At 59.8% G+C, this 10,283-nt stretch carries 13 protein-coding genes and 2 rRNA genes; 6 read left to right on the top strand and 9 right to left on the bottom strand.

Annotation, left to right across the window (positions count from 1 at the left end; translation table 11 throughout):
- From BM348_RS21665 to BM348_RS13925, 3 genes are all read left to right on the top strand, one after another.
- Nucleotides 1-190: ribosomal RNA gene (locus BM348_RS21665) — 23S ribosomal RNA — on the top strand; the annotation flags it as partial.
- 127 nt (nucleotides 191-317) lie between these two features.
- A 5S ribosomal RNA gene (rrf, locus tag BM348_RS13930) occupies nucleotides 318-439 on the top strand.
- A gap of 316 nt (nucleotides 440-755) precedes the next feature.
- Nucleotides 756-1,061 (top strand): DUF7116 family protein, encoded by a 306-nt coding sequence (locus tag BM348_RS13925; RefSeq protein ID WP_050051087.1) that lies wholly within the window; start codon nucleotides 756-758, stop codon nucleotides 1,059-1,061.
- Between the two features lie 9 nt (nucleotides 1,062-1,070).
- Here BM348_RS13925 and BM348_RS13920 read toward each other — a convergent pair whose 3' ends face one another.
- Nucleotides 1,071-2,273: a pyridoxal-phosphate-dependent aminotransferase family protein gene (locus BM348_RS13920; protein WP_092905470.1), complete on the bottom strand. Its 1,203-nt coding sequence runs from the start codon at nucleotides 2,271-2,273 to the stop codon at nucleotides 1,071-1,073.
- 100 nt (nucleotides 2,274-2,373) lie between these two features.
- Between BM348_RS13920 and BM348_RS13915 the strand changes: the two genes are divergently transcribed.
- A complete protein-coding gene (locus BM348_RS13915) occupies nucleotides 2,374-2,574 on the top strand; it encodes a dodecin (protein WP_050051085.1) in 201 nt (66 codons plus the stop codon).
- Between the two features lie 79 nt (nucleotides 2,575-2,653).
- Here BM348_RS13915 and BM348_RS13910 read toward each other — a convergent pair whose 3' ends face one another.
- The 6 genes from BM348_RS13910 to BM348_RS13885 form a co-directional block, all read right to left on the bottom strand.
- A complete protein-coding gene (locus tag BM348_RS13910) occupies nucleotides 2,654-3,022 on the bottom strand; it encodes a HesB/IscA family protein (RefSeq protein WP_050051084.1) in 369 nt (122 codons plus the stop codon).
- A 51-nt stretch (nucleotides 3,023-3,073) separates the two neighbouring features.
- Nucleotides 3,074-3,295, bottom strand: coding sequence for a hypothetical protein (locus BM348_RS13905; protein WP_050051083.1), 222 nt, complete (start codon nucleotides 3,293-3,295; stop codon nucleotides 3,074-3,076).
- Nucleotides 3,296-3,370: 75 nt separating this feature from the next.
- Entirely contained in the window at nucleotides 3,371-4,654 is a 1,284-nt protein-coding gene (gene hisD / locus BM348_RS13900; protein ID WP_092905468.1) for a histidinol dehydrogenase, read from the bottom strand.
- A 42-nt stretch (nucleotides 4,655-4,696) separates the two neighbouring features.
- Nucleotides 4,697-4,912: a hypothetical protein gene (locus tag BM348_RS13895; protein WP_092905466.1), complete on the bottom strand. Its 216-nt coding sequence runs from the start codon at nucleotides 4,910-4,912 to the stop codon at nucleotides 4,697-4,699.
- Nucleotides 4,913-5,389: 477 nt separating this feature from the next.
- Complete coding sequence (locus BM348_RS13890) at nucleotides 5,390-5,701, bottom strand: DUF7521 family protein (RefSeq protein WP_092905464.1); 312 nt, start codon at nucleotides 5,699-5,701, stop codon at nucleotides 5,390-5,392.
- Entirely contained in the window at nucleotides 5,698-6,045 is a 348-nt protein-coding gene (locus BM348_RS13885; RefSeq protein ID WP_092905462.1) for a winged helix-turn-helix domain-containing protein, read from the bottom strand. The genes BM348_RS13890 and BM348_RS13885 overlap by 4 nt, the downstream gene beginning before the upstream one ends.
- A gap of 152 nt (nucleotides 6,046-6,197) precedes the next feature.
- On the opposite strand from BM348_RS13885, the gene BM348_RS13880 reads away from it, so the two are divergent.
- Both BM348_RS13880 and BM348_RS13875 read left to right on the top strand, forming a co-directional pair.
- Entirely contained in the window at nucleotides 6,198-6,836 is a 639-nt protein-coding gene (locus BM348_RS13880; protein WP_092905460.1) for a hypothetical protein, read from the top strand.
- Entirely contained in the window at nucleotides 6,820-7,758 is a 939-nt protein-coding gene (locus tag BM348_RS13875) for a hypothetical protein (RefSeq protein WP_092905458.1), read from the top strand. Before BM348_RS13880 ends, BM348_RS13875 begins: the two co-directional genes overlap by 17 nt.
- A 26-nt stretch (nucleotides 7,759-7,784) precedes the next feature.
- Here the strand turns inward: BM348_RS13875 and BM348_RS13870 are convergent, their stop codons facing one another.
- On the bottom strand, nucleotides 7,785-8,420 hold the full coding sequence (locus tag BM348_RS13870; protein WP_217642015.1) for a dihydrofolate reductase family protein: 636 nt from the start codon (nucleotides 8,418-8,420) through the stop codon (nucleotides 7,785-7,787).
- A gap of 435 nt (nucleotides 8,421-8,855) precedes the next feature.
- Nucleotides 8,856-10,226 carry an NAD(P)/FAD-dependent oxidoreductase gene (locus BM348_RS13865; RefSeq protein ID WP_092905455.1) on the bottom strand — a complete coding sequence of 457 codons (1,371 nt, stop codon included), beginning with the start codon at nucleotides 10,224-10,226 and terminating at the stop codon, nucleotides 8,856-8,858.
- Nucleotides 10,227-10,283: the final 57 nt, after the last annotated feature.

The raw sequence follows: 10,283 nt of genomic DNA, 5'->3' as shown, positions 1-10,283 counted from the left end.
GAGAGAGCACGTGCTGGGCAGCCACGCGCCACGGGGTAAGAGCTGAACGCATCTAAGCTCGAAACCCACTTGAAAAAGAGATACCATCCGAGATCACTCGTAGAAGACGAGTTCGATAGACTCGGGGTGTACGCACCAAGGCAACGAGGTGTTGAGCCCGCGAGCACTAATCGATCGAGCCACCATTCATACGCATTTGGATCATGTACGGACCCGGAGACGGGTCCAGGCGTGAACTGGACTACACGTAGACACGGAGACCACCGAGACTGGTGTCACCATAGTTGGTGCAGCGGTTCGATTCCGTTGGTTGGCGTTAAGGCGGCCATAGCGGCGGGGTTCCTCCCGTACCCATCCCGAACACGGAAGATAAGCCCGCCTGCGTTTCGGTCAGTACTGGAGTGGGAGACCCTCTGGGAAATCTGATTCGCCGCCCCTTTTCATACTACATATCATACCACAGAGAGTCATCTCTAGGATGACTCCGTCATTTTCGACCTATAGCGTACACTCAGCGAATTTCATTCTATCCACCGTATCACGATAACGGTACAACGGCCGTCCAGGATTCAGAAAGGGCTTTCCTAAGCCCTTCATTCGGACATTGATCTCCCGAGTCAGCACTTGGGGTGCTATCTATTTCGTTTTAAAGAGTGGTGGAACCCGAATGTATACGAGTACCGCTACGTTTGTCGACCGGACCAACTTTTATCACGCATGCCATCGTATCCGTTAATTGAATGGGACCTGTTAACATGCAACTCGTCGAACAGGCCAGGTCGATCTTTGCAGAGCTCGGATACACCGTCGAAGGCGACGGCCCAGAATTTCGAGCCCAACGAAAGTGGAAAGTCGTCCACGTTAGTACAGTTCTCGAGGCAGGGACACTCCCGACGGAGTCCGGCAAATTCCACTGTTTCGTCGCACAACCGGACGATGTCGACGAACTCGAGAACAAGCTCAAACGAACGAATCCGGACTACGAGTGGGCGATCATCGTAGTCGACGGAGACGAGTATCAGGTCGAACGAGCACCGCCAGGTCCGCGTGCAGCGGCCTAGGTCTCGAATCTATTCGGTAGCGAGGGATCGTCGTGTCGCGGTGACGCCCTTTCCGGGGTCGACGTCGGCCCCCAGTGACTCGAGCACGTCGTCGAGTGCGGTGACGACGAAAATGACGTTTTCGGCGCGCGCGGAGTGCCCCATACAGCCGATGCGGAAAATCTCTCCCGAGAGGTCACCGAGTCCACCGGCGATTTCCAGGTCGTAGCGCTCGAGCAGCGTCTCACAAACTTCACTGTCGTCGATTCCGTCTGGGACCTGAACCGCGTTCAGACTCGGAAGCCAGTATTCTTCGGGCGCGTTCATCTCGAGGCCCATCCCTTCGACGCCGGCTTTTAGCGCGCCGGCGATCCGTTCGTGGCGATCCCAGCGGCTTTCGATGCCTTCCTCCGCGACGAGCCGAAGCGCCTCTCTGAGCGCGTAGACGTTAGTGATCGGTGCGGTGTGGTGATAGGCACGTTCGTCGCCCCAGTATCCCTCGAGCAAGGAGAGGTCGAGGTACCACGATCGGGGCGCTTGCTCGCGCGAGAGAACTTTCTCCATCGCCTCGTCGGAGAGCGTCAGTGGACTTGCCCCGGGCGGACAGGAGAGACATTTCTGTGGCCCAGCGTAGGCGACGTCGATGTCCCACTCGTCGACGCGGAGTTCGACGCCGCCGAGGGAGGTGACGGTATCGGCGATAACGAGTGCGTCGTGCTCGTGTGCGACGGCCGTCAACTCCGGGACGTTCGGCTGGAGAACACCGGTGCTCGTCTCCGCGTGAACGAATCCGAATACGTCCGGATCGTGGGTCTCGAGTGCGTCTTCGACAGTTGGCGTCTCGAGCGGTTCGCCCCACGGTGCATCGACTTCGACGACCGTTCCGCCGGCGCGGCGAGCCATCGACGCCATTCGATCGCCGAAGTAACCGTTCGTCGGGACGAGCATCGTGTCTCCTGGTTCGACGAGGTTTCCGATCGCGGCTTCCATCGCTGCGGAACCGGTTCCCGAAACCGGGATCGTCCACTCGTTGTCCGTCCGGAACGTGTATCGCAGTAACTCCTGAACGTCGTTCATAATCTCGACGAAAGACGGGTCGAGGTGTCCGACGAGCGGTGTGCTCATCGCCCGGAGCACGCGGGGGTTAGTATTGCTCGGGCCCGGTCCCATTAGCGTTCGGGATGGCGGCGTCAGTTCCGAGACGTCCGGCGTTTCGTTGTCAGTAGTAGGCATACCAGAGTGTCATACCGGAACCCCCAAAAGCGTTGATTCCCCGGTAGCGATGGGTGTTCGGCGTACGTTTATATGATGTTGTGCCATAGTAGCACGGGCAATGGTATTCAAAAAGATCAGATTGATCGGAACGAGTTCGGAAAGTTTCGATGCCGCTGCCGACGACGCTATCGATCGAGCGGAAGCCACGCTTCAGAACGTGTACTGGATCGAGGTCGACGAGCTCGGTGTCGAAATCGCCAACGTAGACGATCGAGAGTACCAGGCGGAAGTCACGGTCGCGTTCGAACTCGAGGAGTAGTCCAGTGCGCGGAGTGAGATAGTTCGTCAGCGATATCGTTGGATGGCGTTATTGTCCCAGACCCGCGTAATTGGGCTGATTACGTCCGGAACGACTCGCCACAGCCACACTCGCTGACGACGTTCGGATTCTCGACGTGGAACCCTTCCGCCTGCAGACCGCTTTCGAAGTCGAGAACGCTTCCCTCGATGTATTTGAGACTCGCCGGGTCGACGAAGACCCGAAGTCCGTGGTGCTCGTATATCGTATCGTCGTCCTCGGGCTCGTCGTCGAATCGCATTCCGTACGAGAGTCCGGCACAGCCCCCCTGTTGTACGAAAAGGCGCAGTCCAGCGATACCGTCGTCGAGACCCTCCCCTTCTAACAGCGAGTGGGCCTGTTCGGCAGCGTCCTCGGTCACTTCGATCGTCGGTCGGGTGTCCGAACCATCCACGCTTTCGGTGCTCATATCTCTACTTTCCGGCGCGACGATGTTAACGTTGACGCCCTTCGAACGGATTCAGACACGATCGCTTCGCTCCGCTCGAACGGACTCGTAATATTCTCCGAACCGTTTTTCGTCGTTTGCGGACAGTTGAACGTCGTTGATTGCGAGGAGTTCTATCATTCGCTGGACGTCGTACTCGTACCACATAGAGAGAATCCAGAGGTTCTTCTGGGCGTAGTCGTAGTTTCGCTCGAGGACGCGCCGATCGGTCGGATCGACGATATCCGGTTGCATCTCGGGTATCGATCCACCGCTCAGGGACGTAAAACTAGTACCTGCTATTCGCTCGATGAGAGGCGGATTCGGCGTTCAGTCCCGATCCAACCGTTTTCGAACGCTCTCTGCGTGTCCCTCGAGCCCTTCCGCGGTCGCGAGGGCCGTAATGGTGTCGCCGAGATCTTCGAGTCCAGATTCGGAGAGCCGCTGGACGGTCGTCGATCGAAGGAACGTTTCGACGGACAGACCGCCGGTCACGCGAGCACCGCCGTTGGTCGGCAGGACGTGGTTCGTTCCGCTCGCGTAGTCGCCGGCCGCGACCGGCGTGGCCGGTCCCAGAAAGACGCTCCCGGCGCTGTCGATTCGCTCGAGAACCCCCTCGTCGTCGGCGGCGATAATCGAGAGGTGTTCGGGAGCGTACGATTCCGCAAAGAGGATCGCTTCGCTCATCGAACGGGCCACGAGGACCCCGCTCGCATCGTTCGAGAGCGCAGCGCGGATCGTTTCCTCGCGCTCGCGTTCGCTCGTTTGGGCCTCGAGCGCCGCGACGATTTCCGACCCGACCTCCTCGTCGTCCGTGATCGCGACGACCGAGGCGTTGGGGTCGTGTTCTGCCTGTGCGATCAGTTCCGACGCGACGAGTTCGGGGTCTGCGGTGTCGTCGGCGACGACGAGGACCTCGCTCGGCCCCGCCAGAAAGTCGATCGCGACGTCGCCGCGAACCTCGGCTTTCGCCGCGGTCACCCACCGGTTCCCGGGCCCGACGATTTTCTGAGCGCGCGTGACCGACTCGGTTCCGTACGCGAGCGCGGCGATTGCCTGCGCGCCGCCGACGCTGTAAACCGCGTCCGCGCCCGCGGCGTGGATCGCTGCAAGCGTGACCGGGTTAAGTTGATCCGCCGGCGGCGTGACGACCGACACGTGCTCAACGCCTGCGACGACCGCCGGCACGATACCCATGATCGCACTCGAGGGATAGGCCGCGTTTCCGCCGGGGACGTAGACGCCGATGCGGTCGATGGGTCGAAATCGTCTCCCAAGTTCCCGTCCGGGGGCGAACGACTCCCGCCAGTCTTCGGGTAGTTGTGCCTCGTGGAACTCCTCGACGTTCGCGACGGCGGTTTCGATCGCCTCGAGCAGGTCCTCCTCGAGCGCGTCGTAGGCCCGTTCGCACTCGTCCGTGATCTCGAGGTTCCCGACCGAGACGTCGTCGAACCGTTCGGTGAACTCGCGGACGGCGACGTCGCCTTCTTCGCGAACTCGGTCGACGATCTCCCGGACATCGGATCGGATCGACTCGATACCGGCGTCGCGCTGGAAAAAGGCGGCGCGATCGTCGGGTCCGAGTTCGGAGACGTATCGCTCCTGCATGGTCATGTCCGTGCTATCGTTCGCGGTGCGAAAAACGGTTTCCTTCCGTCACGTCTCCCCGACCGACCAGATTCCGGCCGCGTCGAGCGTCGCCCGGACGAACAGGTAGACGAGAATCGAAAACCCGACGATCGCGAGCGGCGCCTGCAGCATCTCCGCGGTCGTCTGACCGACGAACAGCTGGCTCATGCCGCGGATGAAAAAACTGCAGACGACGAGTCCGAACGCGACGACGGACAGCTTGACGAACCCGGAGCGATCCATGGGTATCTTTCGGCGACCGACCCCAAAGTCGTATCGAAGCGCTGTCTAACCGCGATCACGGTGCTGCTATCGATTCGAGCAGCTGAGTAGTTCTGTGCTCGAGCACAGAGCGAACCGGGACCGGAAAGCCGTACGAACCCCTCCTTCCGGACGGCCTTTGTCCGGAGCGTTTTCTCACCCAGAAAATCATGTCGTGGTATTAGTAGTCGACGGAGCAATTTGACGATGAGGACGCGACGTTCGACCTTCGGTCGGACCGCGTTTCTCGACCATCGGCTCGATTGGGGGGTGCCTCTGACAATCACCATCGACGCTTTCGTCGACCCCGATCGAGTCCGTTCGGACTCCGTTGAACCTACTGCGACGGTGAACGGGTTCATCACTGTGCAGAATGGCCCTCCAGGCGATCTGTGCTCGGTAGTCGATCGCGTCTTTTGAGAAAACTAGTATCCGAACGCTCGAACCCAGTACCCAGCGTCAATGTCTCCCGTACAGCGAGTACATTATCGACAATAAGCCGAGCAGTCGACTCACGTTCTCGAGGAACACCGTGACGACCTGCGACGGACTGATGACCGTCGTGACGAACACGTTGATCAGGAACGGACAAACCGTAAGCAACAGGAGACCGACAGAGAGATACAGCATGGACCTGCTGTCGTTTCGTCGGTATCCGCGGAAGGCCTGATAGGCGATAACCGTTCCGACGAGCGCCACCAGGAAGAGACTCGCGACTGTCAGCACCTCGAAAAGCGGTGCTTCGTCCAGCCGGACGACGTTTTGGGTCATCGCATCCCCTCCCACATCTCGGTGAACTTGTCCGCGACGTCCTGATCGCGATAGGAGAGATCGAGATCGAATTCGCCGTCCTCGAGCGACAGTTCGAGGCTATCGAGGTTAGCCGAGTAGACGCTGTAGTGGTTACCGTCCTGTGCGAGTGCTGTTTCTTCGGTGATGAGTTGACACTCCGAAAGCCGATCGAGACGACGATAAACCGTCGGCAGTGAAGCGTCACACCGGTCGCTCAGTGTGCTGGCTGACATGGGTTCGACGCTCGTTTCTGTGAGGATTGCTCGTGCGTACTCGTCGTCGAGAACAGCGAGCAGTTCCGTCAGATCGCAGTCCTCACTCACTGGTACTCACTCGTTTCGGTACGGCTATGAAAAGGAGTCCGTTTTTTCTATCTCAGAAAATCCGCGTGTCGGTCAGGCCCTGTCAGCCCGATGTTACCGCTCGAGTACTGATAGCGACACTTACATAGAGACTGACTCGAGAGAACAGCGCAATGAACGGTCTCGCGTCCTCCTTCCCGCTGGTCGTCGCTATCGGTTTCGTTGCGGCAGCACTCTGTGTGGTGGGTGCCGTGTGGCACTCGAGCGATCCCACCGTTCGGAAATCGTTTATCGCGTTGTTTTTCGTCGGGCTGTTAGCCGTCAATCTCGTTCCGGTACCCTCGCCGTTGCCGTTTTCGAATTTGCATAAGTACACGGAAACGAGCTCGAATCCGACGACGTACTACGACGTGTATCTGGTCGACGCCGAGGGAAACGAACTCCGATACGATGGAAACGCAGCTCCGCCGTCGGGGACGCTCATTCGATTCGGGCGGGGGATCGCGACCGAGTACGACGAACCCAAGGCGAGGTCTACGGCGAGCCATCTACTCGAGCGCGGAATCACCTATCGTCAGCATATCGAGAACGATCGAGGAATCGGTCATCACGTGGACTTTCCGCCCCACGCTTTGGGGTATAGTTGGGACAGAGATCTACTTGCGGAATACGACGATTTCGTGGAGTTACGGGTCTATCACGTCGAACTTAGGTACACGGAATCCGGGCTCGCTATCGAAGAACGCGATCGAACGCCCGCGGCTCAGCTAACGACCGACGGAGAGTTCACTCGCAATGAAACTACCCACTAACCTGTTCGTGAATTATCACGCTGGCGATCCGAAGGGGGCGGTAGCGAACCTCGCAGTCGCCAGGGTTCTCGTTGCGTCGCTCGGAATCTGGAAACTGCTCTCCTACGAGTGGGCGCCGATTCAGCGGTGGCCGGTGTACGCGAACGACTACTACCTCCTGCTCGTTCCCCGGTGGATTCAACCGTACCTCGTTTACGAGAAATATCTCGCAGTTCTCGGATTGATCCTCTTTGCGGTCGGAATTTCCCATCGCTACGCGACGCCTGCGACTGCGATCCTCGTCGCTCACCTGGGAGTCGCCCGATACACGCTTGATCCGTCCGGGGCGTCGCAGGCGCTCTTTACGATCGTTTATCTCATGGTGTTTTTCGCGCTGTATCGGGAGCAGGATCTGCTCTCGGGCGATGGTATTCGGACCACCGAATCGGCAGGTCGCTCCGATTTGAGAGCGCTGATACGGTCGACATACGACAGCGGCGATCCGAAAAACACGAACTCGGTCTTGCAGTGTGGATTGATCGCCGTCGCGATTCTGTACTTTGGCTCCGGAGTGACGAAGATCGTCTCCGGGCCGGCCTGGGAGTGGACTACACCGCGAAATCTCGGGCAGTACCTCCTTTGGGCCCAGTCGTACTTCGGCGTCAGTTCCGAACTCGGCCGTCTCCTGCTTCAGTATCCGACGTTGATTCGTGTCGCGACGATCGGCGTGTTAGTGCTCGAGGCCGGATTCTTACTCTGGGTGCTCGCGAAACGGGATATCACGCCGTTCGTCGTTGGACTGCTCGGGATGCACGTCGGTATCGCAGTCGTGATGGGGCCGTTTTTCTTCGATCAGATCGTGTTCTTGCTTCTGTTCGCTGATTGGTCACGTGCACTCCGGTGGCTCGAGAGTCGGTACCGTGATTTCGCACATTCTTCATAGCGCATACAAGAAGTGGGTTCCATCGATTACTTTTCAGTGGGCTCGTGTACCTCGTAGGTTAGAACTGCGAAAACGTCCTCCCGTTTCTCCACGGTGACTAGTTTCAGGGGTGGTTCGGTAATCCGACGCGGCAATAGCGGCGCACCCGAAGCGAGCGTGACGGGAGCGACGCTGAGCAGAATCTCGTCGAGCAGCCCGTGATCGTAGAACTGTCCCGCGAGCTCGCCACCGCCGACGAGCCAGACGTTCTTACCATCTGCGGCTTTCGCCATATCCGCGTGGACCGGCGCAACATCCCCTCGCACGAAGCGGATGTCCGCGCCCTCGACCGCAGGTAGTTCTCGAGTGCTGAACACCCACGCTGGGGTCTCGTATGGCCAGTTTTCTGGATGCTCCAGTAGGTTCTCGTGCTCGAGGAGCCACTCGTACGTCGCCGACCCCATGGCGAGGGCACCGACTTGATCGACGAACCGGGAGTAATCTTGGTTCACGCCCTCGACGTCTCCGAATCGCAAAAGCCAGTCGAGGGAGTTATCCGCATCGGCGAGATACCCGTCGATGCTCGTTGCAGCATAGTACTGGGTCTTCATCCGTTCGATCGCCTTGTAGGACGCCGTCTGTCGAGATAAACCCGTCTGCTCGTATCTCAACCTGTCCCCCATCGTACCACGCTCGTGATCAGTGGCCACAACCACAGAACGACAGATAGAGACCCGGTGCGGGACAACAAGGCTCCACGATTAATTAGAGCTGCTGTGAATTCTCTCTGGTATTCAGAGGTACTGCTATGTATATCAAAATGTGCGCCCGGAACACTAACGTCCAGCCTCATCCCGTGGCGGCGCGCCGCGTCGGCTGGCTAACCCTCGTGCCGGGCGGGTGAGTTAGACGGCCTCACCATCCGTGTCGCGGTTTGGACCGCGAGACCGGTGGACCGTACCACCATGATGTCGCGCGCCCGGGTTCGCCGTGTGATCATCGCACCCGTGTGGGTAAACTCGAACGGGGACTTGAGGCGCGCACTCGAGCTAACACAGCCGCGGGTTTAAACTCTCTCGTCGAACGCCGCCTCCGGCCCTGAGTTTGGGCCTCGAGAACTAGTAGACGTACTGGTCTTCGCCGAACTGGACGTACGTCCCATTTCGGTAGGTGAACTGGCGTTTCTTGTACGCGCCGAGAATTTTGGCCGCGCCGAGACCGGCGCTGTAGCGGTTCGAAACGATTGAGCCATCGTCCGCGGATCCTTGCATCTTGGCGACCGTTTCGAACGCCCAGTCCCAGTCGTCCGGTTCGTACTCGGCGACGATGTCGGCGAACGCGACGTTGCGACGGATCTCGTCGCCGATCGCGCGTTTCCAGACCTCGTTGTAGTTCTCGAGCGAGTCCGTCGCGGCGAGCCGCCCGGCGATCTTCCCGGTGCGGACGGCGACGTGGTAGCCGCCCTCGTGGAACGCCGAGGTCGTTCCCATCGCGCCGCCGGCGACGGCGATATTCGCGCCGACGGGTGACTCGATCGGACGCGTCGAGGAGATCGGATAGGTTTCGGTTCCCTTCGACTTGCCGCGGTCTTCGACGAGCGGAAAGTCTTCCTCGATGTCGTACTCGTCGCCGTACTCGAGTTCGAGCAGCCGACGAATGTACTCCGAGCCCGACGGAATGCCGTCGTCGGAGGGACGAAGCAGTTTGTACGACTCCGGCGAGTCGACGTCCTCGAGGGTCATTCCGATGGGCATGGTCAACCCGACGCGGGCGACCGTCCCGTCGTTGGGGAACACCCACGGATACGCGGTTTCGCCGGGCATGTACCCCCACCAGAACTTCAGCCGGTCTTCCTCGAAGAGTTCCTCGGGGAACTCGCGATACTCCTGGTAGGCGATGTGGTTCGCTTCGGGCGGCGAGAGGTACTCGCTCATGCTCGAGCCCGGTTTCGTGAACTGATCGAGCGCGTCGAGGGTGATGCGTCGCTGCGGTCCGTCGGCGAGTATCGCGTACTCGGCCTCGAGCTCGTCGCCGTTCGCGAGCGTGAGCGTATGAGACGGTCCGGAGAGATCAGTTTCGATCGATTTGACTCCCGTTCCGACTCGCAGTTCCACGCCGGCGTCGGCGGCGCGCTCGTGGAGCCAGTCGTCCATGCGAGCGCGGTGGAACGTGTACCCGAAGTTCGGATAGGAGGCGTCCATGCCGGTCGTGTTCAACTGGATCGACGAGGTCGGCCCGACGAAGTCGGTGCCCTCGAGTTCCTGAAGGATTACCTCGTCGGGAATCTCCTCGAAGTCGAAGTCCATGATGTCGATCCAGTAATCGAGCATTCCCGCGGCGTCGGTCGAATCGGGGCCGACCTCGGCGCGGTCCTCTCGGGGAACGCCCTGTTCGAACAGGACGGTCTCCGCGCCGTGGAAGGCGGCCCGTTCGGCGGCGGCCGCCCCCGCGGGACCGCCACCGACAATCGCGACGTCGACGTGTTCCATACTCCGTTCGGAGTCAGCGAGCCATATTAAACTGCCTGAAATTCGTATCCGCTGTCC

The sequence above is a fragment of the Halostagnicola kamekurae genome, from assembly GCF_900116205.1.
Taxonomy (GTDB): domain Archaea; phylum Halobacteriota; class Halobacteria; order Halobacteriales; family Natrialbaceae; genus Halostagnicola; species Halostagnicola kamekurae.
This window is presented reverse-complemented; position numbering and strand designations above follow the sequence as displayed.

Coding starts and splice junctions, on each gene's coding strand:
- BM348_RS13925 (WP_050051087.1), top strand. CDS start 756: ATGCAACTCGTCGAACAGGCCAGGTCGATCTTTGCAGAGCTCGGATAC.
- BM348_RS13920 (WP_092905470.1), bottom strand. CDS start 2,273: ATGCCTACTACTGACAACGAAACGCCGGACGTCTCGGAACTGACGCCG.
- BM348_RS13915 (WP_050051085.1), top strand. CDS start 2,374: ATGGTATTCAAAAAGATCAGATTGATCGGAACGAGTTCGGAAAGTTTC.
- BM348_RS13910 (WP_050051084.1), bottom strand. CDS start 3,022: ATGAGCACCGAAAGCGTGGATGGTTCGGACACCCGACCGACGATCGAA.
- BM348_RS13905 (WP_050051083.1), bottom strand. CDS start 3,295: ATGCAACCGGATATCGTCGATCCGACCGATCGGCGCGTCCTCGAGCGA.
- hisD (WP_092905468.1), bottom strand. CDS start 4,654: ATGACCATGCAGGAGCGATACGTCTCCGAACTCGGACCCGACGATCGC.
- BM348_RS13895 (WP_092905466.1), bottom strand. CDS start 4,912: ATGGATCGCTCCGGGTTCGTCAAGCTGTCCGTCGTCGCGTTCGGACTC.
- BM348_RS13890 (WP_092905464.1), bottom strand. CDS start 5,701: ATGACCCAAAACGTCGTCCGGCTGGACGAAGCACCGCTTTTCGAGGTG.
- BM348_RS13880 (WP_092905460.1), top strand. CDS start 6,198: ATGAACGGTCTCGCGTCCTCCTTCCCGCTGGTCGTCGCTATCGGTTTC.
- BM348_RS13875 (WP_092905458.1), top strand. CDS start 6,820: ATGAAACTACCCACTAACCTGTTCGTGAATTATCACGCTGGCGATCCG.
- BM348_RS13870 (WP_217642015.1), bottom strand. CDS start 8,420: ATGGGGGACAGGTTGAGATACGAGCAGACGGGTTTATCTCGACAGACG.
- BM348_RS13865 (WP_092905455.1), bottom strand. CDS start 10,226: ATGGAACACGTCGACGTCGCGATTGTCGGTGGCGGTCCCGCGGGGGCG.